General features: G+C 69.0%; 17 protein-coding genes. 11 read left to right on the top strand and 6 right to left on the bottom strand.

Annotated features, from left to right (window positions below):
* Window positions 1-189: 189 nt before the first annotated feature.
* On the top strand, window positions 190-5,901 hold the full coding sequence (locus tag AADZ78_RS16250) for a PE family protein (protein WP_264033232.1): 5,712 nt from the start codon (window positions 190-192) through the stop codon (window positions 5,899-5,901).
* A 5-nt stretch (window positions 5,902-5,906) separates the two neighbouring features.
* Here the strand turns inward: AADZ78_RS16250 and AADZ78_RS16245 are convergent, their stop codons facing one another.
* From AADZ78_RS16245 to AADZ78_RS16230, 4 genes are all read right to left on the bottom strand, one after another.
* Window positions 5,907-7,448 carry a PE family protein gene (locus tag AADZ78_RS16245; protein ID WP_239656712.1) on the bottom strand — a complete coding sequence of 514 codons (1,542 nt, stop codon included), beginning with the start codon at window positions 7,446-7,448 and terminating at the stop codon, window positions 5,907-5,909.
* A gap of 90 nt (window positions 7,449-7,538) precedes the next feature.
* Window positions 7,539-8,624, bottom strand: coding sequence for a quinone-dependent dihydroorotate dehydrogenase (locus AADZ78_RS16240; protein WP_139828859.1), 1,086 nt, complete (start codon window positions 8,622-8,624; stop codon window positions 7,539-7,541).
* Window positions 8,625-8,626: 2 nt separating this feature from the next.
* Window positions 8,627-8,902 (bottom strand): DUF5703 family protein, encoded by a 276-nt coding sequence (locus tag AADZ78_RS16235; protein WP_085251664.1) that lies wholly within the window; start codon window positions 8,900-8,902, stop codon window positions 8,627-8,629.
* Window positions 8,899-9,960 carry a YncE family protein gene (locus AADZ78_RS16230; RefSeq protein WP_085251665.1) on the bottom strand — a complete coding sequence of 354 codons (1,062 nt, stop codon included), beginning with the start codon at window positions 9,958-9,960 and terminating at the stop codon, window positions 8,899-8,901. The genes AADZ78_RS16235 and AADZ78_RS16230 overlap by 4 nt, the downstream gene beginning before the upstream one ends.
* A 109-nt stretch (window positions 9,961-10,069) precedes the next feature.
* Here AADZ78_RS16230 and AADZ78_RS16225 point away from each other — a divergent pair, with 109 nt between their 5' ends.
* From AADZ78_RS16225 to AADZ78_RS16185, 9 genes are all read left to right on the top strand, one after another.
* Window positions 10,070-10,372: a hypothetical protein gene (locus AADZ78_RS16225; RefSeq protein ID WP_085251666.1), complete on the top strand. Its 303-nt coding sequence runs from the start codon at window positions 10,070-10,072 to the stop codon at window positions 10,370-10,372.
* A gap of 62 nt (window positions 10,373-10,434) precedes the next feature.
* Window positions 10,435-11,265, top strand: coding sequence for an undecaprenyl-diphosphate phosphatase (locus tag AADZ78_RS16220; RefSeq protein ID WP_085251667.1), 831 nt, complete (start codon window positions 10,435-10,437; stop codon window positions 11,263-11,265).
* The gene (locus AADZ78_RS16215) at window positions 11,262-11,972 is read left to right on the top strand and encodes a histidine phosphatase family protein (RefSeq protein WP_085251675.1); all 711 of its coding nucleotides are present in this window, start codon (window positions 11,262-11,264) and stop codon (window positions 11,970-11,972) included. Before AADZ78_RS16220 ends, AADZ78_RS16215 begins: the two co-directional genes overlap by 4 nt.
* 70 nt (window positions 11,973-12,042) lie before the next feature.
* Window positions 12,043-12,630, top strand: a complete 588-nt coding sequence (locus tag AADZ78_RS16210) for a DUF3090 domain-containing protein (protein WP_085251676.1) — start codon at window positions 12,043-12,045, stop codon at window positions 12,628-12,630.
* Window positions 12,614-13,429, top strand: a complete 816-nt coding sequence (locus AADZ78_RS16205; RefSeq protein ID WP_085251668.1) for an SCO1664 family protein — start codon at window positions 12,614-12,616, stop codon at window positions 13,427-13,429. Before AADZ78_RS16210 ends, AADZ78_RS16205 begins: the two co-directional genes overlap by 17 nt.
* Before the next feature lie 31 nt (window positions 13,430-13,460).
* Window positions 13,461-14,222: a 3'(2'),5'-bisphosphate nucleotidase CysQ gene (locus AADZ78_RS16200; RefSeq protein WP_239655129.1), complete on the top strand. Its 762-nt coding sequence runs from the start codon at window positions 13,461-13,463 to the stop codon at window positions 14,220-14,222.
* Between the two features lie 184 nt (window positions 14,223-14,406).
* Complete coding sequence (locus tag AADZ78_RS16195) at window positions 14,407-14,850, top strand: cupin domain-containing protein (RefSeq protein ID WP_085251677.1); 444 nt, start codon at window positions 14,407-14,409, stop codon at window positions 14,848-14,850.
* 66 nt (window positions 14,851-14,916) lie between these two features.
* Window positions 14,917-16,152: a cysteine--1-D-myo-inosityl 2-amino-2-deoxy-alpha-D-glucopyranoside ligase gene (gene mshC / locus AADZ78_RS16190; RefSeq protein WP_085251670.1), complete on the top strand. Its 1,236-nt coding sequence runs from the start codon at window positions 14,917-14,919 to the stop codon at window positions 16,150-16,152.
* A 23-nt stretch (window positions 16,153-16,175) separates the two neighbouring features.
* Window positions 16,176-17,057 carry an SDR family oxidoreductase gene (locus AADZ78_RS16185; RefSeq protein ID WP_204081075.1) on the top strand — a complete coding sequence of 294 codons (882 nt, stop codon included), beginning with the start codon at window positions 16,176-16,178 and terminating at the stop codon, window positions 17,055-17,057.
* An 85-nt stretch (window positions 17,058-17,142) separates the two neighbouring features.
* Here AADZ78_RS16185 and AADZ78_RS16180 read toward each other — a convergent pair whose 3' ends face one another.
* Both AADZ78_RS16180 and AADZ78_RS16175 read right to left on the bottom strand, forming a co-directional pair.
* Window positions 17,143-18,000, bottom strand: a complete 858-nt coding sequence (locus AADZ78_RS16180) for a PAC2 family protein (protein ID WP_204081661.1) — start codon at window positions 17,998-18,000, stop codon at window positions 17,143-17,145.
* Window positions 18,001-18,106: 106 nt separating this feature from the next.
* Window positions 18,107-18,256, bottom strand: coding sequence for a hypothetical protein (locus AADZ78_RS16175; protein ID WP_169726356.1), 150 nt, complete (start codon window positions 18,254-18,256; stop codon window positions 18,107-18,109).
* A gap of 242 nt (window positions 18,257-18,498) precedes the next feature.
* Between AADZ78_RS16175 and metH the strand changes: the two genes are divergently transcribed.
* On the top strand, window positions 18,499-22,248 hold the full coding sequence (gene metH / locus AADZ78_RS16170; protein ID WP_139828851.1) for a methionine synthase: 3,750 nt from the start codon (window positions 18,499-18,501) through the stop codon (window positions 22,246-22,248).
* Window positions 22,249-22,325: the final 77 nt, after the last annotated feature.

Here is a 22,325-nt window from a genome sequence, read left to right as displayed (position 1 = left end):
GTCCAGGCAAGATCATTGCAACGCGTTCTTGGGGTCGACGGCGGTGCCTTCCTCCCCCAATAGGGGGAGGAAATTTCATCCCTCGAATCCCCCAGTTGACCGAGGGCGCTGCTGCCCCAGTTGGACGAAGTTTGTTGCTGGAGTACTGGCTTGGTAACGAGATGCACTCGAACGAAGGGGACCGACGCGATGTCGTTTGTGTTGGCTGGCCCGGAGGTACTGACGGCGGCCGTGTCGGATGTCACAGGTATCGGTTCGGCACTGCGTTCGGCAAACGCGGCGGCAGCCGCCTCGACCACGGCCGTGTTGGCCGCGGGCGCTGATGAGGTCTCGGCGGCGGTGGCGTCGCTCTTTTCCAGGCACGGCCAGGCTTATCAGAGCGTATCCGCTCAGCTGACGGCGTTTCACGACCAGTTTGCCCAGGCCCTCAAGTCGAGTTCGGACGCATATGCGACGGCCGAGGCGACCAACGCGTCGCCTTTGCAGACGGTGGGGCAACAGGTGCTTGACGTGATCAACGCACCGACCGAAGCGCTGGTGGGTCGTCCACTGATCGGCAACGGTGCCAATGGCGCGCCGGGATCCGGGGCGAACGGCGGGACTGGTGGGATCTTATTGGGCAACGGCGGGGACGGCGGGTCGGGCGCGGCCGGCCAGGCCGGCGGCGCCGGCGGCGAGGCTGGGCTCATCGGTAATGGCGGCAGCGGCGGCACCGGCGGGGTCGGTGCGACCGGCGGGTCCGGCGGCCGTGGTGGGTGGTTGTTGGGCTCCGGTGGGCTTGGTGGGGCCGGCGGCACCGGCGGTGCCGGCGGTGCGGGCGGCATCGCCCCGTTGATCGGCAAGGGTGGCGCCGGCGGGAGCGGCGGCGGCGACCTCAACGGTGCCGGCGGTGACGGCGGGGCCGGCGGTCGTGGCGGGTTGTTATTCGGTTCTGGCGGGCACGGCGGGGCCGGCGGGGACGGCTCCGCCGGTGCCGCGGGAGTGGATGGCGGTAGCGGCGGTGCTGGTGGAGTCGGCGGCAACGCCGGTGTTGTCGGATTCGGTGGTCACGGCGGAACCGGTGGTGACGGCGGCACCGGCGGGGCAGGCGGGGCCGGCGCAGCCGGCCAGCAGGGCGGTACGGGCGCAACTGGAGGCGCCGGCGGCGCGGGCGGCGCCGGGGGTCATGCGTGGATCGGCATCTCTGGCGACGGCGGCCACGGCGGCACTGGCGGCGCTGGTGGCATCGGCGGCGCGGGCGGCGCCGCCCTGGGCCTGGGTGACCAGGGCGGCCAGGGCGGCACCGGCGGCACCGGCGGGGCGGCCGGCGCGGGGGGCGCGGCCGGTGGGTTCGGCGGGACCGCGGGCAACGCGGGCCGAGGTGGTGTCGGCGGCACCGGCGGCGCGGGTGGCACCGGCGGCGTCGGCCAGGCCGGCGCTAGCGACGCGGGCGCACCCACCACCGGCCTTCAGGGCGGCCAAGGCGGTGCCGGCGGCCAAGGCGGTGCCGGCGGCGCGGGCATCGCTGGTGTGGGTGGTGGCGCCGGCGGGCAGGGCGGCATCGGTGGCCAGGGCGGCGAGGGCGGCCAAGGCGGTTCTCATACCGGCACCGCCGGCGGCAGCGGCGCGGCCGGCGGGCAGGGTGGCACCGGCGGCACCGCCGGGGCGGCCGGCTCCGGGACCGACGGTGGCGCGGCGGGCGCGATCGGAACGGGTGGGAAAGGCGGCACCGGCGGCGCCGGCGGGTACGGCAGCGCCGGCCAGTCCGGCGTATCCGGTGGCTCGCCGAGCGCAGGCGGCCGGGGCGGCGACGGCGGCGCTGGCGGCCAGGGCGGCACGGGTGGCGCGGGCATCGGCGGGGTCGGCGGCGGGCAAGGCGGGCAGGGCGGCGTCGGTGGCCAGGGCGGCCGGGGAGGCCAGGGCGGTGCCAACACCTTCGGCACCGGTAGTGGCGGTGCCGATGGCGGCCAAGGCGGCACCGGAGGCGCCGCCGGGGCGGCGGGCTTCGGAACCGACGCCGGCGCGGACGGCGCCGCGGGTACCGGCGGCAGGGGCGGCGCGGGCGGCGACGGCGGGGTCGGCGCCACCGGTTCCACCGCCGCCACACCCTTTGACGCCGGCTCCACCGGCGGCCAGGGCGGGATGGGCGGCCAAGGCGGTGGGGGTGGCGCCGGCAATGGCGGCACCAACGGCTCCGGCGGGGCCGGCGGCGCCGGCGGGCAAGGTGGCCAAGGCGGCACCGGCTACGCGGACGACGGCACCAACAACGCCACCGCCGGCGGAACCGGTGGTACCGGCGGTACCGGCGGCAACGCGGGCGAGGCCGGGACCGGCGGCACCGGCGGCACCGCGGGCCAGGCCGGGACCGGCGGCGCCGGCGGCCAGGGTGGCCAAGGTGGCGCCAGCGCCACCCTCGGAGACACCGCTGGGCGGGGTGGTCAGGGCGGTCAGGGTGGTCAAGGCGGCCAGGGCGGCGCCGGCACGTCCGCTGCGATCGGCTCCACCGGCGGCGAAGGCGGCCAGGGCGGTCAGGGCGGGCAGGGCGGCAGCGCCGCGAACGGCGCTAATAACGGTGGTGGTGGCAAGGGCGGCCAAGGTGGCGCCGGTGGCACCGGCGGAACGGGCTACAACGACGACGGCGCCAACAACGCCGGTGCCGGGGGCACCGGCGGGATTGGCGGGCAAGGCGGGACCGGCGGCGCGCCGGGCACCGGCGGCTTCCCAGGCCAGAGCTTCGGCCAGGCCGGCCAGGGCGGTGCCGGCGGCAAGGGCGGCCAAGGCGGCGCCACCACCAGCGCCGGCCACGTCGCCGGCGACGGCGGAACAGGCGGCCAGGGCGGTCAGGGCGGCACCGGCGCCAACGGCGTGACGCCTTCCGGCGCCGTCGCAGACCCCGCCGGCACCGGCGGCCAAGGCGGGATCGGCGGCCAAGGCGGTGCCGGCGGTAGCGCCGTCGTCGACGCAACCAACGGCAGCGGCGGCCGCGGCGGCCAAGGCGGTCAAGGGGGTACCGGCGGCACCGGCTACAACGACGACGGCTCCGACAACGCCGGCTCCGGCGGCAGTGGCGGCACCGGTGGCCAAGCCGGTGCTGGCGGTGCGGCCGGCACCGGAGGCAACGGCGGGAGCGCAGGGACAGCCGGCGACGGCGGCACCGGTGGTACCGGCGGCGACGGCGGCGCCGGAAAGACCGGCAAAGCCACCACTGCGCCTTTCGACGGCGGCCGGGGCGCCGACGGCGGTGCCGGCGGCCAAGGCGGTGCTGGGGGAGCGGGCATCGGCGGGGTCGGCGGCGGCCACGGTGGTCAGGGTGGCGTCGGCGGGCAAGGCGGGGCCGGCGGCGACGGCGCCACCAGCCCGTTAAGCGGCGTCAACGGCTCGAACGGTGGCCATGGCGGCGCCGGCGGCGCCGCCGGCGCTGGTGGCGCTGGAACCGACGGCGGCGCGGCCGGGGTGAACGGTATCGCGGGCAACGGCGGCAACGGCGGCGCCGGCGGCAACGGGAGCACCGGGCAAGCCGGCGTATCCGGAACCTCGCCCACCGCTGGCGGTCAGGGTGGTGCGGGCGGCGTCGGCGGCGAGGGCGGTGATGGGGGTGCGGGCATCGGCGGGCTCGGTGGCGGTCAAGCTGGCCGAGGCGGGGTTGGTGGGCAGGGCGGCGCTGGCGGCGTCGGTGGCACCAACACCGGAACCAGCGGCGGCAACGGCGCCGATGGTGGGCAGGGCGGCACCGGCGGTGCTGCGGGCGCTGGCGGCGCCGCAACCGACGGTGGCATGGTCGGGGCGAATGGCACCGGAGGCAAGGGCGGCATCGGGGGTGCCGGCGGCAACGGCGCTGTCGGTCAAGCGGGTACGTCTGGCGCCTCACCCACTGATGGGGGACAGGGCGGCAGGGGCGGCGCCGGCGGCCAGGGCGGCGATGGTGGTGGGGGCATCGGCGGGGTCGGTGGTGGCCAGGGCGGCCGGGGCGGAGTCGGCGGGCAGGGCGGCGTCGGTGGTGTCGGCGGGACCAACACGGGCACCGGCGTCGACGCGACCGGCGCCGACGGCGGCAAAGGCGGCACCGGCGGGGCAGCCGGAGTGGGCGGTTCTGGAACGGACGGTGGCCCGGCTGGGGCTATCGGTAGCGGCGGCAAGGGCGGCGCCGGGGGCACCGGCGGCAGCGGGGGCATCGGCGAGTCCGGCGTGTCCGGAACCTCGCCCACTGCCGGTGGCCAGGGCGGCGGCGGTGGCGCCGGCGGCCAGGGCGGTGCCGGTGGCGCGGGCGTCGGCGGGGTCGGCGGCGGTCAAGGTGGGCAGGGCGGCGACGGCGGCCAGGGTGGCGCAGGAGCCGTCGGCGGCACCAACACGGGAAATGGCGGCGGCGGTGGCGCCGACGGTGGGCAGGGCGGTGCCGGCGGCGCCGCCGGAGCCGGCGGTTCCGGAACCGACGGTGGCGCGGCCGGAGCGATCGGTACCGGCGGCAAGGGCGGCACCGGGGGCACCGGTGGCAACGGCGGCACCGGTCAAGCCGGTACGTCTGGCGACTCGCCCACGATCGGCGGCCAGGGCGGCGGCGGTGGTGCCGGCGGCCAGGGCGGTGATGGTGGTGCGGGCATTGGCGGGGTCGGCGGTGGCGAAGGTGGCCGAGGCGGCGTCGGCGGACAAGGTGGAGCCGGCGGAGTCGGCGGCACCAACACGGCAAGCGGCGGCAACGGCGCCGATGGTGGGCAAGGCGGCGCCGGCGGTGCCGCCGGCGCGGGCGGAACGGCAACCGACGGTGGCGCGGCCGGGACGATCGGCAACGGCGGCAAGGGCGGAACCGGAGGCATCGGCGGCAACGGCGGCGCCGGTCAGGCGGGCACGTCCGGCACCTCGCCCACTAGCGGTGCTGGGGGCGGTACGGGCGGCGCCGGCGGTAAAGGCGGCGACGGCGGTGCGGGTATCGGCGGGGTCGGCGGCGGCCAGGGCGGTCAGGGCGGCATCGGTGGACAAGGCGGCGCCGGCGGCGCCGGCGGCACCAACACGGGCATCAGCGGCGGCGCTGGCGGCGATGGCGGCAAGGGCGGCACCGGAGGCGGCGCCGGCGCCCGTGGCTCCGGCACCGACGGTGGCGCGGCCGGGGCAATCGGTACCGGTGGCAAAGGAGGCATCGGCGGCGCCGGCGGCAACGGTGGCGCCGGGCAAGCCGGCGCGTCCGGATCCTTGCCGGTCCCCGGCGGTCAGGGCGGCAGTGGCGGCGCCGGCGGCCAGGGCGGTGATGGTGGTGCAGGCATCGATGGGGTCGGCGGCGGCGTAGGTGGCCAGGGCGGCTCCGGCGGCAAAGGTGGCGTTGGCGGCGCCGGTGGCGACCAAAGCAGCAGCACCACCGGGGACGGGGCCAGCGGCGGGCAGGGCGGCTCCGGCGGCAAGGCCGGCGCCGGCGGGGCTGGAGGAGACGGCAACGGCACGGGCGGCAGCGGCGGAACCGGGGGCACCGGTGGCACCGGCGGCCGCGGTGGTAACGGCAGCCGCAACGGCACGCCCGGTACGGGCGGGGCGGGCGGAGCCGCGGGCGTCGGCGGCACTGGCGGGGCCGGTGGCGGGACGACCGGCAACGGCGGAACCGGCGGAACCGGCGGAATCGGTGGCGCCGGTGGCGATGGTGGCGACGGTGACGACGGTGCTTTCGTGCAGGGCGGCGTGGGTGGGAAAGGTGGCGCCGGCGCCGTAGGCGGAACCGGGGGCGCCGGGGGCAGCTCGGTGCAGGGCGCCGGCGGGACAGGCGGAGCCGGCGGTACCGGTGGAAACGGCGGCACCGGCGGCGACGGTGGCAGGGGTTTGGGCCAGGCCGGCACCGACGGCGGCAGCGGCAGTGTGGGCAGCGCTCCCACTGGCAACACAGGCGGTGGTGGTGGTGCAGGCGGGACCGCCGGAACCGGTGGCGCCGGTGGTCCGGCCTGATCCGACTACTCCGGCGCGATCGCTGAGGCGACTTGTAAGGGTATGTAGGTCAACAGCTGCGGAACGAGGCCGCCAAACTCCGTTTCGCCGAAGCTGAGGGTGATCGGGACGGTAGTAACAACCGCGGGCAGGTGTATCGTCGCCGAAATCGGTTGCGGCTGAGCGAGAATCCCGTAGAAGGGCATGTGTACCACGACCGGCGTGTTGGCGCCGACGGTGAATGGTGGGATCACCGCTGTCTCGGTCAGCGGGATCGTCAGATCGATGACGGTTTCGCCGTTGAGGAAGCCGTCTGCCACGTAGGCGGGCATGCCGATGAGCGCGCCCACCGCGCCGACACCATCGCCGGCCTGCAGCGCCGTCCGGAACGCCGTCGCGCCGGTCGCCAACCCGTCGAGGGTGGCGATCGGCGGACCGATCAGCGCAAAGCCCAACGAGGGCAGGGCCGTGCCGACGGCGTCGACGAAGTTCTGCGTCATCTGTCGCGGGATAGAGCCGTCCGGGAACAGGTTGATGAAGTCTTGCTGCTGTTGGGCAGCAACATCCATGATCGGAAGCAGCTCTCCGGCCGGGCCGTGGATTATGACTTCCGACCCGTTGCGCAGCTCGACCCCGTCGAGGAAGAGATGAATCAACGCGCGCGGCACCCCGGACACCGCGCCGTGGTAGTCGCCCGTCAGCACCGCTTGGCCGGTCATCCCCAGGTCGGACTGAAAGGCCGGGAGGTTGGCCTGAAGCTCTCGGACCGTGTTCGCCAGCGATGTGGTGACAATCTGGTTGTAGGCGGCTTGTTTGCCGAGGTATGCCTGCGCCGCTGCCACCGGGTTGTAGCCCGCAGCGGCCTGGATGGCGGCTTGGATGTGGGACGGCAAGGCTTGCAACCCGGCGGGAAGGTTCTGAATGCTGTTTGCCGCGTCCGTGGCGACCAGCTGGGCATAGCGCTGCTGGTTGCTGATGACCTGCTGCAGCGCCGGGAAGGGGTGAGCGGCCCAGTTGCCGATGATGGTTTGCAGATTGGCGCTGGTATTGGCGAAGAGAGCCTGATATGGGCCGACGACAGGGGCTGGGGCGCCGGTCTGGTTGGGTCCGAATAGCCCCGGCAGTATTGAGCCGGGGTTGCCGCTGATCAGCGAGGAAATGACCGACCCGAGCTGCTGACCGGCGCCGTTGAAGATCCCCGAGGGCGCCCCGCCGGTGGTCGGGCCAAGCCCGTTGGGGCCCGTCGGGATCAAGCCGCCCAGAAGTAAGTCTGTGGCGGCGGCGGTGTTGGGGGCGTTGGCGATCTCAGTATTGAGATAGGCCGCGGCGCCGCCCCTCAACAGGCTGACAAATTCGTCATGAAACGCCCCCGCTTGGGCACTCAAAGCTTGAAATTGCTGGCCGTAGCTGCCGAACACCCGCGAGAGTGCGAGCGACACTTCGTCGGCGGCAGCCGCCGTAACGCTGGTTGTGGGACGAGCCGCCGCCACGGTGGCTTCCGCCAGCGTCGAGCGGATACCCGCTAGGTCCCCAGCCGCGCTGGTCACTGTGTCCGGTGCAGTGATCACAAACGAAATGGCGACGACCCCCTCGACTTATCCCGACCCCAGAACGTGATCATGGTCCCAAATGAGCGGCCGGCGCGTGCTCGAATCCGGTTATTGATTCCTGTCAAGGGCCGAGCCCACCGCCTCGCTGAGCGAGGCGAACCCGCCGTCATGCAATCTGCGGGCAATGCCATCGTGAATGTCCTTGGCCCACAAGCCTCCACCGTAAATGAAGCCGGTATAAGCCTGCAGCAGTGAGGCTCCCGCGGTGATGCGCTCCCAGGCGTCGTCCGCGGTTTCGACACCGCCCACGCTGATCAGCACTAGCCGATCACCGACCCGGCCATACAACCGGCGCAACACCTCGACCGCGCGTCGCGCCACCGGTGCGCCGGAGATGCCGCCGGCGCCCAGCTCGTCGACTCCCGGCGTGACCAGTCCTTCGCGGGAGACCGTGGTATTGGTTGCCACGATGCCCGCCAGACCCAACTCGACAGCTAGGTCGGCAATGTCGTCGACATCGGAATCGGCAAGATCCGGCGCGATCTTCACCAGCACCGGTGTCGACGTTTCGGCCAGGACGGCCGCGAGAATGGGCCGCAACGACTCGACCGCCTGCAGATCTCGCAGCCCCGGCGTGTTGGGTGAGCTGACATTGACCACCAGATACGACGCCAGCGGGCCGACCAGCCGGGCGCTGGCCCGGTAATCGTCGACGGCCCCGGCCGTCGGAGTGGCCTTGGTCTTGCCGATGTTCACCCCAATCGGTATGTCGGGACTGTGCCGTGCCAGCCGGCTGGCCAGCTCGCCGGCACCGTGGTTGTTAAACCCCATCCGGTTCAGCAGCGCGCGGTCGGCGGGCAGCCGAAACATCCGCGGGGCCGGGTTGCCGGGCTGCGGGTGGGCGGTGACGGTGCCGACCTCGGCGTAGCCAAAACCCATTGCCGCCCAGGTGGATAGGCCGGTGCCATCCTTGTCGAATCCCGCTGCCAGCCCGAGCGGTCCCGGGAAACGCACCCCGAACACGGTGCTCGCCAGCACCGGATCCGTCGGGCCCAGCCGCCGCTGCAGAAACTGGCGCAGCAATGCGATGGCGGTGACGCCGCGCAGGACGGCAAAAACCAATGTGTGGACACGCTCGGGCGGAATCAGAAACAGCAGCCGTCGCAACAGCCCGTAGCACCGGCGTTGGCCCAACGTCACAGTTCCGGGTAATCAGGGCACCCGCTGCGTCCGGTGCTATCCAAGCGAGATTTCTTGCGGCGCAACAACACCCGCCTGCTACCGTCGGTGTAGAGCCGCACCCTTGTCAATTCCCAGCCGCGATACTCGGCCTCAATGGACAGCCGGGTGGACGCGCTGACCCTGGTCACTTCCGGCGGCAGGCGTAACGGCACCCACTCGTATTCGTCGGACATGTCGGCGTCCCAGCCCGCGGGCAACCGAGCCCGCCGCGGCGCGGGCCCGTTCCTCATGGGATACCCGCCGCATGCTCGATGACCTGGACCCCGGCGCCCGACCCCGACACCACGTACAAGGTGTCCGACTCTTCGTCAAAGGCCAGCGAGTTGGGTTGCTGCACGGTTGGGTAACGCACCTTTTCCACGGGTATTCCGGTGCTGAGATCGTAACCAATCACCATGTTCGACGCTGTTTGGGATACCCAGGCAAGCTGCCGCGAACCCGCCAAACCGTACGGGGCGCCTCGCACCGGGTAAGCCTGGCGCAGGATCAGCGGGTCGACCCCGTACACCAGCAATTGGCCACCGCGGGTGTCGGCTACCAGCAGCCGGCCCAGGGGATCGGCGGTCAGTGTGGTCGCTCCCAGGCCGGCGCGCAGGGCCTGCTCGGTATGACCGTCGGCGCCGATCGTCGTCACCGAAGTCTGGCCCCGGTCCAGCACAACGGTCGTATTTCCTTGTGTCACAAGGGCATCGACGCGTGCAAAGATCTTATTGCGGTTGGCTACCGAAGCGGACCCCGAATCGGAGGCGTTCAGCGTGTACACGGCGCCGTCGGCGCTGCCCAACACCATCTTGCCGTCGGCGCGGCGCGCGATTGCGGTGTATTCGATGTTCGGGGTGTCGGCGACACTCACCTGTGTGACGCGCCCGGAGGACAGGTCGACCGTAACGTAGCCGCCGCGGGATGCCAGATAGGCGATACCGCGGCCGTCGCAGGTCAACGCGATCGCGGGCCCGGGCAGCACGATGGCGCGCGGTGGACGCTGCCCGTCGTGACCGAACAGGCTGATGCTGGCCGGCCCCGCCGGGTTGGCCTCGGGGTCGAGCACCACCAACTGCCGGGTGCTGCCGTCGAAGAGCGCCGCCTGCGGGTGACCGCCCAGCGGCCGTACCGCGCCGGCTGGATTCTGTGACACGGGCGGCGACACAGCGGGCTGTGCAGGTTGCATAGTCGGAGGGGAATTATTTAGTGGATTTGCCCAACATCCCACAACGAGTCCCGCCACGGCCAGCAAAAGCGTCAATCCACATAACTGGCGGTAAACCACTACTTCATTCAGTCCTAGCAACTCGTTAACCCGCGAAAGCGGAATATTAAGTCAAATTCTAAGAAACGTTGTGAACCCAATCTCGCCATGTTGCCCTCGCCAACGCGTACCGGCGAGGTATTCTCGCGGCATGACCGTCGCCGCAGACCGGCATATTGCAGACAATGAGTTTGCTGTCGAAGACATGTCGACGGGAATTTTCGCCAGCGGGTACGGACAAGTCGGTGATGGACGCAGTTTTTCCTTCCATATTTCGCACGGATCACTCACTGTCGAAATTTACCGGCCGCGGCTCTCGGGGCCGGTTCCGCAGGCTGAAGATGTCGTGGCGAAGGCAGTGCGCAGCATTGTCGACATCGACCTCACCGACGAGCGCAGCCTAGCCGCCGCGGTGCGGGATTCAGTCGCGCGCGCCATGCCGGTATCGCGCTAGTTGCACTGAGTGGCGGCTCGTCCTCATTAGGTACGGTCGTCGTCGTGTCTGCGGTTTCGGCGATGTCCTGGTGGCAAGTCATCGATCTGGCCGTGCTGCAAGGTTTAACCGAGTTCTTGCCGGTGTCTTCATCGGGTCACCTGGCGATCGCGTCGCGGGTTTTCTTCAACGGCGACGCCGGAGCCTCATTCACCGCGGTCACCCAATTGGGCACCGAGGCTGCGGTGCTGCTCTATTTCGCACGCGATATCGTGCGCATCCTTAAAGCCTGGTTTAACGGGCTGGTTGTCGCCTCACATCGCGATGCCGACTATCGGCTGGGTTGGTACGTCATCGTCGGGACCATCCCGATCTGCATCCTGGGCCTGTTGTTCAAAGACGAGATCCGCTCGGGCGTGCGCAACCTGTGGGTGGTGGCGACGGCGCTGGTGGTGTTTTCCGGGGTGATCGCCCTGGCCGAGCATCTGGGGCGCCAGACCCGGGACATCGAGCACCTGAGCTGGCGAGATGCCGTGGTGGTGGGCGTCGCCCAATGCCTGGCGCTGGTGCCTGGAGTCTCGCGGTCCGGGGCGACGATCAGCGCCGGACTGTTCGTCGGACTCGAACGCGAGCTGGCTGCCCGATTCGGCTTCCTGCTGGCCATACCGGCGGTGTTCGCATCCGGGTTGTTCTCGCTGCCGGACGCGTTTCACCCGGTAACCGAGGGGATGAGCGCGACGGGTCCGCAGCTGTTGGCGGCGACCCTGATCGCGTTCGTCATAGGCCTCGCCGCGGTGGCGTGGTTCCTGCGGTTCCTGGTCCGGCACAACATGTATTGGTTCGTGGGCTACCGGCTAGCCGCCGGGGCGGGCGTGTTGGTCCTGCTGGCGACCGGGACGGTGTGCGCGACGTGACCGTACTCCTGCTACGCCATGGCCGATCCACCTCGAACACCGCGGGGATCCTGGCCGGCCGCTCCGAGGGCGTCGACCTCGACGACAAGGGATGCGCGCAGGCGATCGGCCTGATCGATCGGATCGGTACCTTGCCGATCCGGGCGGTGGTGAGTTCGCCGCTGCTGCGGTGCCGTCGCACCGTCGAACCACTCGCCGACGCGCTGTGCTTGCAACCCCTCATAGAGGACCGGCTGGCCGAAGTGGACTACGGCGACTGGACCGGCCGCAAGATCGGTGACCTGATGAACGAGCCGTTGTGGCGAGTGGTGCAGGCCCATCCCAGCGCGGCGGTGTTTCCGGGAGGTGAGGGTTTGGCCCAGGTGCAGGCGCGTGCGGTGTCCGCCGTGCGTGAGTATGACCAGCGGCTCGCCTTGGAATACGGGGGCGAGCAGGGCGGTGATGTGCTGTGGCTGGCCTGCACCCACGGCGACGTCATCAAGGCGGTGATCGCCGATGCATACGGCATGCACCTGGACGGCTTCCAGCGCATAACGGCCGACCCCGGCTCGATCAGCGTGATCCGCTACACCCCGCTGCGGCCGTTCGTGCTGCACGTCAACCACACTGGGTCACGACTATCGGCCGGACTGGGCGCCGCGCCTGCGCAGCAGGAAAAGGCTGAGCCGCCGTCCAGCGACGCTGTGGTAGGTGGCTCTGCCGACTAGCGGCGGGCGAAACGCGCACTCCGCGATCGAATCGCACAGCGATGGCAACTGCCGGTATTTTGGAGGTGCAATGGCCCGCGCAATTCATGTATTCCGCACACCCGACCGCTTCGTGGCCGGGACCGTTGGCCAGCCCGGAAACCGCACGTTCTATATCCAGGCGGTGCACGACTCCCGGGTGGTGTCGGTGGTCCTGGAGAAGCAGCAGGTCGCGGTGCTCGCTGAACGCATCGGTGCGCTACTGCTTGAGGTCCATCGCCGGTTCGGTACCCCGGTCCCGCCCGAGCCGACCGAGGTTGACGACCTCAACCCGCTGGTCATGCCGGTGGATGCCGAATTCCGAGTCGGGACAATGGGACTGGGCTGGGATTCAGAAGCGCAGACGGTGGTGGTCGAGCTGCTGGCGGTCACCGACGCGGAGTTCGATGCCTCCGTGGTGCTCGACGACACCGAGGAGGGGCCCGACGCGGTGCGGGTGTTTCTGACGCCGGAGTCGGCGCGACAGTTCGCGACGCGGTCCAACCGGGTTATCTCGGCTGGGCGTCCGCCGTGCCCGCTCTGCGACGAACCGTTGGACCCCGACGGGCACATCTGCGCACGCGCCAACGGATACCGGCGCGAGGCGCTGCTCGGGTCCAACGATGAACCCGAGGAATGACCACCGTGAGGTGTTGCGCGACGGCGCGGTGACGATTCTCGGCCGCATTCGCTCGGCAAGCAACGCCACGTTTCTGTGCGAGTCGACGCTGGGTGGCACCAGCGTGCACTGCGTCTATAAACCGATTTCCGGCGAGCAGCCGCTGTGGGACTTCCCCGATGGAACGCTGGCCGGTCGGGAACTCAGTGCCTATCTGGTGTCGACGCAATTGGGCTGGAACATTGTGCCCTACACCGTGATTCGTGACGGACCGGCCGGGTCGGGCATGCTGCAGCTGTGGGTGCAGCAACCCGGTGACGCCATCGATTCCGACCCCCGGCCCGGGCCCGACCTCGTGGACCTGTTTCCCGTCGGCAAGCCACAGCCGGGCTATCTACCGGTGCTGCGCGCCTATGACTACGCCGGCGACGAGGTGATTCTGATGCACGCCGACGATGTCCGGCTGCGCCGGATGGCGGTGTTCGACGTGCTCGTCAACAACGCTGATCGCAAAGGCGGCCACGTCCTGCAGGGCATCGACGGGCACGTCTACGGGGTAGACCACGGCGTGTGCCTGCATGTCCAGGACAAACTGCGCACGGTGCTGTGGGGTTGGGCGGGTAAGCCGATCGACGACGAAACCCTGGAGGCGGTTGCCGGGCTGGCCGACGCGCTGTGCGGCCCGCTCGCCGAGGAGCTCGCCGGGCAGATCACCGGTGCTGAAATCGCCGCGCTGCGCCACCGCACGCATGCGCTGCTGGACAATCCGGTGATGCCTGGACCGAACCGACACCGTCCAATACCCTGGCCAGCCTTCTAAGCCGAACTCGGCCGTCCGCGATACTGAAACGGTGACTGATGCCGCGCTGGCCGCCGATCTTGCTGCCGACGCGGGAAAGTTGCTGCTGCAAGTGCGCGATGAGCTCGGATTCGGGCAGCCCTTGGCGCTTGGCGATGCGGGTGACTTCCACGCAAACGAGCTGATCCTGCGACGGCTACGGGCCGAGCGGCCCGACGATGCGGTGCTCAGTGAGGAAGCCCACGACGATCTGGCGCGGCTGCAGTCCGATCGGGTGTGGATCATCGACCCGCTGGACGGTACGCGGGAGTTCTCGACGCCCGGGCGCGACGACTGGGCGGTGCATATCGCGCTGTGGCAGCGCCCCAACGACGGCCGGCCCGAGATCACTGACGCCGCGGTGGCGTTGCCGGCCCGCGGAAACATGATCTACCGCAGTGACACCGTGACCGCCGACGCCGCCCGCGTCGGTGTTCCCAGCACGCTACGGATCGCCGTGAGCGCCACCCGCCCACCAGCGATACTGCACCGCATCCGGCAGACGCTGGCCATCCACCCGGTAGCCATCGGTTCGGCCGGCGCCAAAGCAATGGCCCTAATCGACGGCGACGTTGACGCCTACCTGCACGCCGGCGGTCAATGGGAGTGGGACTCGGCAGCGCCGGCGGGTGTGGTGCTGGCCGCCGGCATGCACGCGTCGCGGCTAGACGGCTCGCCCCTGCGCTACAACCAGTTCGACCCGTACCTGCCCGACTTCGTGATGTGTCGTGCCGAGGTGGCGCCGATCCTGCTCGACGCTATCCGGCGGGTATGAAGGCCGCTCAGTCGAGCGTCGCGTGATTGCCCGGCTCCTGTGCTGGGCTGAACCCCCTTCCCCCACCAATCGGGGGAGTCGAGTTCGTCGGCGGCATCATCCTTTTGCGGGTGAGCTAGAAGCCTTGCAGTGCAGTAGTTTTCGGATGAGTGCGCTGGACGCAACACCGGAAGGGCGCGACGTGATGACGGAATCTACCGACTGGGCCCATCAGCTGGACCTCAGCCCCCATCCAGAGGGTGGTTGGTTCCGTGAGACGTGGCGTAGCGAGCTAACGATCAGCCAGTCGACACTCCCGTCGCACTACGACGGCCCCCGGTGTGCCGGCACTGCGACTCTGTTCTTGCTCACGCCCGGTCAGCAGTCTGCCTGGCACACGGTGCGCAGCGCCGAGCTGTGGTTATTTCACCGCGGCGGCCCGCTGCTGTTGGAGATCGGTCGCGACCAATCCAGTGCTAAAACGTACGTTCTCGGTCCCGACTTCGAGTGTTCACACCAACTGCAGGTGCTGGTGCCAGCCGGTTATTGGCAGCGCGCACGACCTCTCAACGGCAAGCCCAGTCTCGTGAGCTGTGTTGTCGTTCCCGGCTTCGACTTCTCCGACTTTGCGTTGAGCGGCGCGTCGTAGCAAGTGCCCGCCTCCTCCGCAGCCCGCTGGGCGGGCTGCATCGTCTCCAGGCCTAAAGTCGACGGCATGAGGTCGTGGCCTGCCATACCGGTTCCGGCGCTACCGGGGCGCGGTCCGGAGCTACGGCTCTACGACACCGCCGACCGGCAGGTGCGCCCGGTGACGCCCGGTAGCAAAGCCACCATGTACGTCTGCGGCATCACGCCCTACGACGCGACCCATCTGGGCCACGCCGCCACCTATCTGGCTTTCGATCTGATTCACCGGCTCTGGCTGGACCTCGGTCACCAGGTGCACTATGTGCAGAACATCACCGATGTCGACGATCCGTTGTTCGAGCGCGCCAACCGCGACGGCGTCGACTGGCGCGACCTCGCCGAGCGCGAGGTCAGCCTGTTTCGTGACGACATGCAGGCGCTGCGGCTACTGCCGCCGCACGAGTACGTTGCAGCCACCGAGGCGGTTGCCGAAATGGTCGAGCTCATCGAGAAGATGCTTGCCTCCGGGGCGGCCTATGTCGTCGATGACGAGTACCAGGACGTCTACTACCGGGCCGACGCAACGCTGCAGTTCGGCTACGAGTCGGGCTATGACCGCGACACCATGCTGCGGCTGTTCGAGCAGCGCGGCGGGGACCCGCACCGGCCCGGCAAAACCGACGAATTGGACGCTGTGCTGTGGCGTGCAGCGCGGCAGGGGGAGCCCACGTGGCCGTCGCCATTCGGACCGGGCCGCCCGGGCTGGCACGTCGAATGCGCGGCGATCGCGCTGAGCCGCATCGGCAGTGGCTTGGACATTCAGGGTGGCGGTAGTGACCTGATCTTTCCGCATCACGAGTTCACCGCCGCGCATGCCGAATGCGTCAGTGGCGAAAGAAGATTCGCGCGCCACTACGTGCACGCCGGGATGATCGGCTGGGACGGGCACAAGATGTCCAAGAGCCGCGGCAATCTGGTGTTGGTGTCAAGCTTGCGCGCCCAGGGCGTTGAACCTGCGGCCGTCCGGCTTGGTTTGCTTGCCGGGCACTACCGGGTGGACCGGTTTTGGAGCCAGGAGGTGCTCGACGGGGCGACCGCCCGGTTACAACGCTGGCGTGCCGCGACCGCACTGACCTCCGGTCCGGACGCCGGCGACGCTATTGCCCGGTTGCGCCGTTACCTCGCCGACGATCTCGATACGCCCAAAGCGATTGCCGCGCTGGATGGTTGGACCACCGATGCGCTGGAGTACGGTGGCCATGACGCCCAGGCCCCAAAGTTGGTGGCAACCGCAATCGATGCCTTGCTCGGGGTGGCCCTATAAGCGTGCAGTGGTAGTTTTCGGCCATGACATCGCTGCAGGGCAAGGTCGTCTTCATCACGGGTGCGGCCAGGGGAATCGGGGCTGAGGTCGCGCGCCGACTGCACAATAAGGGCGCCAAACTCGTGCTGACCGATCTGGGCAAGGCCGAGCTGGCCGGGATCGCAGCCGAACTCGGTGGCGATGACCGCCTGTTGACCGTGGTTGCCGACGTACGCGACTTGCCGGCCATGCAGGCCGCAGCCGATCAAGCCGTCGAAAAGTTCGGCGGCATCGACGTTGTCGTGGCCAATGCCGGAATCGGCAGCTACGGCTCCGTGCTGCAGGTCGATCCCGAGGCATTCAAGCGTGTGTTGGATGTCAACTTGCTCGGTGTCTTTCACACGGTCCGCGCCACCTTGCCGTCGGTGATCGAGCGCCGTGGCTATGTGCTGATCGTCTCATCGTTGGCGGCATACACGGCATGTCCCGGGTTGGCGCCGTACAACGCCACCAAGGCAGCGGTCGAAATCTTCGCCAACGCCCTGCGATTGGAGGTCGCTCATCGCGGCGTCAGCGTCGGCTCGGCCCACATGTCCTGGATCGACACCGCGCTAGTTCGCGACACCAGGGCTGACTTGCCGGCGTTCAGCGAACTCCTGACCCGGCTGCCCTGGCCGTTGAACAAGACCACGTCGGTGAACAAGTGCGCGGTGGCTTTCGTCAAGGGCATCGAGGGCCGCAAGTCGCGTGTGTTCTGCCCGGGTTGGGTGGGCGGGGTCCGTTGGCTCAAGCCGGTGCTGTCACTCCGGATCGGCGAACTGCCCGTCCGCAACGCCGCCGCTGAGCTAGTGCCCCGCCTAGACGCGGAGGTCGCCGCGCTAGGTCGTTCCACGAGCGCCTACACCGAAGAGCTGGAGAAGTCGTAGTGAGTCTCGAGCGTCGAGTTATTGGGTAATTCTTGGCGCTTTTCGCCCATCAAGTCGACGTTCGGCGTAAAGGCCGCAAACCTGATTACCGCCCGAATCCCGGGCGGCGCCGCCGTAGATAGCGCTCGAACTCGGCGGCCAGCGCATCGCCGTCGATCTTGCCGAGTACATCGTTCACATCGACGGCCGCGTCACCATGCTGCTCCAGCGACTGCACGTAGTCGGCCAGCTCCTCGTCATCGGCGGTCATCTCGGTGATCTCGCGTTCCCACGCTTCGGCCTGCGTGGGGAGGTCGGCCAGCGGCACCTCGATATCCAGCACGTCCTCGACGCGACGTAGCAATGCCACGGTGGCCTTCGGGTTCGGTGGGTGCGATACATAGTGCGGAACGGCCGCCCAGAACGTCACCGCCGGGATGCCTGCGGCCACGCAGGCGTATTGAAACACTCCGGCGATCCCGGTCGGGCCCTCGTAGCGGGTCTCCTGGAGACCGAATATGCGTGCCGATTCGGGGGAGTAGGCAGCGCCCGTGACCGGCACGGGCCGCGTATGCGGCGTATCTGCCAGCAACGCCCCGAGGATCACCACAGTATCGACATTGAGCTTGTCGATGACGCCCAGCAGCTCGTCGCAGAAGGTGCGCCAGCGCATGTTCGGCTCGACCCCGTACATCAACACCACGTCGCGGTCACTGTCGGGTGGGCGGCAATGCGAGATCCGCATCGCGGGCCATTCCAGCTCCCGGGTGACCCCGTCGACTTGCCGGATGACCGGGCGATTTACCTGGTAGTCGTAGTAGGCCTCGTCATCGATCTCGATGATCGGGACTGCGTTCCATGAGGCTGCCAAGTGGGCCACCGCGTCGCTGGCCGCGTCGCCCGCGTCGTTCCAGCCCTCGAAGGCAGCCACGACGACGGTGTTGTGCAGTTCGGGCAGCACAATGCCACCATCCGCGCCATCATCGGGCAAAGTCACAGGATTCAGCGTACGGGGTGCAGTCCAGCGGCATTGCCGTCCGGTAGAGCCGCGCCAGCCTGTCAGAGCGCTGTCAACGGCTGAGGAAATTCCATAGGCCGACTATTCTTGCCATGTGACTGGCGCCAACGAACACCACTACGACACCGATCTCCTCGACGTTTTGTCGCGGCGTCTGGTGAGCCTCGATGACGTCGCCAACCGGCGCCGACGCGGTCGACACGAAATACGTTCGGCTGCAATGTGGTTAACCCAAATACCTACGACAATGCCGCCAAGATCCGCGAGCTGGCGCTCAAAGGCGCCGCGATCGCATCGCGGATCAGGTCGAGTTGGGCGTCCAGACGTAGGGTGACGACGTAGACTTTTCACCGTCGAGAGGCGTTGCAACGGTTCGCCGGTCACTGCCGGTATCCGCCACGCTCGACAGATTTAAGGACGCCTTCCGCTACGGAAGGATTGCATGTGAACGTCCCCGAGCCCAATATTTTTGAGCCAAACATCCGCCCCGACTGCACCGACGAACTAGCGGCTGCTCTCGGACAGCGGATCATGGTGATCGACGGCGCAATGGGCACGGCGATCCAGCGGGACCGGCCGGACGAGGCCGGCTACCGCGGCGACCGCTTCACGGAGTGGCCGACGGCTCTGCAGGGCAACAACGACCTGCTCACCCTGACGCAGCCGCACATCATCACCGGGATCCACCGCGAGTACCTCGAGGCGGGCGCCGACATCCTGGAGACCAACACGTTCAACGCGAACGCGATCTCGCTCTCCGACTACGAGATGGCCGACCTGGCCTACGAGCTGAACTACGCCGGCGCCGCCCTGGCCCGCAAAGCAGCGGACGAGTTCAGCACCCCGTCCAAGCCCCGTTACGTCGCCGGCGCCATCGGGCCGACGACTCGCACCGCGTCGATCTCGCCGGACGTCAATGACCCCGGCGCCCGCAACGTCTCCTACGATCAGCTGGTCGCCGCCTACCTCGAGGCGGCCAACGGCCTGGTCGACGGCGGTGCCGACCTGCTGATCATCGAGACGATTTTCGACTCGCTGAACGCCAAGGCGGCGGTGTTCGCCGTAGAGACGCTGTTCGAGGACCGCGGACGCCGCTGGCCGGTCATCATCTCGGGCACCATCACCGACGCTTCCGGGCGCACGTTGTCCGGGCAGGTCACCGAAGCGTTCTGGAACTCGATCAGGCACGCCAAGCCGATCGCGGTCGGCCTCAACTGCGCCCTTGGCGCGCCGGAGATGCGGCCCTACATCGCCGAGATGGCGCGGATCGCGGACACCTTCGTCTCCTGCTACCCGAATGCCGGCCTGCCCAACGCGTTCGGCGAGTACGACGAGACCCCGGAGCGTCAGGCCGGCTACATCGCCGACTTCGCCGACGCCGGCCTGGTCAACCTGGTCGGTGGTTGCTGTGGAACGGCGCCGCCGCACATCGCGGAGATAGCCAAGGTCGTCGAGGGGAAAGCGCCGCGCGAGGTGCCGAAAATCGAGGTGGCCACCCGGCTCTCGGGTTTGGAGCCGCTCAACATCACCGACGACTCCCTGTTCGTGAACATCGGTGAGCGCACCAACATCACCGGCTCGGCCCGGTTCCGCAACCTGATCAAGGCCGAGGACTACGACACCGCGCTGTCGGTTGCCCTGCAGCAGGTCGAGGTCGGCGCGCAGGTCATCGACATCAACATGGACGAGGGCATGATCGACGGCGTCGCCGCGATGGACCGGTTCACCAAGCTGATCGCGGCCGAGCCGGACATCAGCCGCGTCCCGGTGATGATCGACTCCTCCAAGTGGGAAGTCATCGAGGCGGGCCTGAAGAACGTGCAGGGCAAGCCGATCGTCAACTCGATCTCCATGAAGGAGGGCGAGGAGAAGTTCATCCGCGAGGCGCGGCTGTGCCGCAAGTACGGCGCCGCCGTCGTCGTGATGGCCTTCGACGAGCAGGGGCAGGCCGACAACCTGGAGCGCCGCAAGCAGATCTGCGGGCGCGCCTATCGGATCCTGACCGAAGAGGTCGGCTTCCCGCCCGAGGACATCATCTTCGACCCGAACTGCTTCGCGCTGGCGACCGGCATCGAGGAGCACGCCACGTACGGGATCGACTTCATCGAGGCCTGCGCCTGGATCAAGGAGAACCTGCCCGGGGTGCACATCTCTGGCGGTATCTCCAACGTGTCGTTCTCGTTCCGGGGCAACAACCCGGTCCGCGAGGCGATTCACTCGGTGTTCCTGTTCCACGCCATCAAGGCTGGCCTGGACATGGGCATCGTCAACGCCGGAGCGCTGGTGCCCTACGACTCGATCGACCCCGAGCTGCGGGACCGGATCGAGGACGTAGTCCTGAACCGCCGCGCGGACGCGGCCGAGAGGCTGCTGGAGATCGCCGAACGGTTCAACAGCAAAGAGACGACCGACGACTCGGTTGTCCAAGAGTGGCGCGGCCTTCCGGTCCGCGAGCGGATCACGCACGCCCTGGTCAAGGGCATCGACGCCCACGTCGATGCCGACACCGAGGAATTGCGGGTCGAGATCGCCGCCGCGGGTGGTCGCCCGATCGAGGTGATCGAGGGCCCGTTGATGGACGGCATGAATGTCGTCGGCGACCTCTTCGGCTCGGGAAAGATGTTCCTGCCCCAGGTCGTGAAGTCGGCCCGGGTGATGAAGAAGGCCGTCGCGTACTTGCTGCCGTTCATCGAGGCGGAGAAGGAAGAGTCGGGCGCCGCCGCCGGCAAGGACACCAACGGCACCATCGTGATGGCGACGGTGAAGGGCGACGTCCACGACATCGGCAAGAACATCGTCGGGGTTGTCCTGCAGTGCAACAACTACGAAGTGATCGACCTCGGTGTGATGGTGCCGGCCAGCAAGATCCTGGATGCGGCCAAAGAGCACGACGCCGACATCATCGGGCTGTCCGGGCTGATCACCCCGTCGCTGGACGAGATGGTCAACTTCGCCGTCGAGATGGAACGCGAGGGGCTGGAGATCCCGCTGCTGATCGGCGGCGCGACCACCTCCCGCGCGCACACCGCCGTGAAGGTGGCGCCGCGCCGGTCCGGTCCGGTGGTCTGGGTCAAAGACGCATCCCGTTCGGTGCCGGTCGCTGCCGCGCTCCTCGACGACAAGCAGCGTCCGGCCCTGTTGGATGCGACCGAGAAGGACTACGCGTCGCTGCGCGAACGGCACGCCCAGAAGAACGAGCGGCCGATGCTGACGCTGGAGAAGGCCCGCGCGAACCGGACGCCGATCGAGTGGGACGGCTACACGCCGCCGGTGCCCGCCCAGGGTCTCGGCGTGCGGGAGTTTCACGACTACGACCTCGCCGAGTTGCGCGAGTACATCGACTGGCAGCCGTTCTTCAACGCCTGGGAGATGAAGGGCAGGTTCCCCGACATTCTCAACAACCCGGCCACGGGCGAGGCTGCCCGCAAGCTCTACGGCGACGCCCAGGAGATGCTCGACTCCCTGATCAAAGAGAAGTGGCTGACTGCCAACGGGGTGATCGGGTTCTTCGCGGCGAACGCGGTCGGCGACGACATCGAGGTGTACACCGACGAGAGCCGCACCGAGGTGCTGACCACGTTGCATAACCTGCGCCAACAGGGCGAGCACCGGGACGGCATCCCGAATCGGTCGCTGGGCGACTACGTCGCGCCCAAGGCCACTGGTCTGGCCGACTACGTCGGCGCCTTCGCCGTCACCTCAGGGCTCGGCAGCCAGGAAAAGATCGCGGAGTTCAAGGCAACCCTCGACGACTACAGCGCGATCCTGTTGGAGTCGGTCGCCGATCGGCTGGCCGAGGCGTTCGCCGAACGGATGCACGAACGGGTCCGCAAGGAATTCTGGGGCTACCAGCCCGAAGAGCAGCTGGACAACGAGGCACTCATCGGCGAGAAGTACACCGGCATCCGCCCTGCCCCCGGCTACCCGGCCTGCCCGGAGCACACCGAGAAGGTGACGCTCTGGAAGTTGATGGACGTCCAGGCGCGGACCGGCATCGAGCTGACCGAGTCGATGGCGATGTGGCCTGGTGCTGCCGTCAGCGGCTGGTATTTCTCGCACCCCCAGTCGCAGTACTTCGTGGTCGGCCGGGTGGCCCAGGACCAGGTCGCCGACTATGCGAAGCGCAAGGGCTGGACCCTGCAGGAGGCCGAGCGCTGGCTAGGCCCCAACCTCGGGTACAACCCGGAGGACTGAGCCGCGACGTCTGACAGCCCCTCATGGCGATGCCGCAGTTAGGTGGAAAGGCCTGCGGTGAGCGGGGACCGAGAATA

The sequence above is a fragment of the Mycobacterium riyadhense genome, from assembly GCF_963853645.1.
Lineage (GTDB): Bacteria > Actinomycetota > Actinomycetes > Mycobacteriales > Mycobacteriaceae > Mycobacterium > Mycobacterium riyadhense.
Note: the sequence above shows the minus strand (reverse complement) of the source record. Positions and strands in the feature narration are given on the sequence as shown.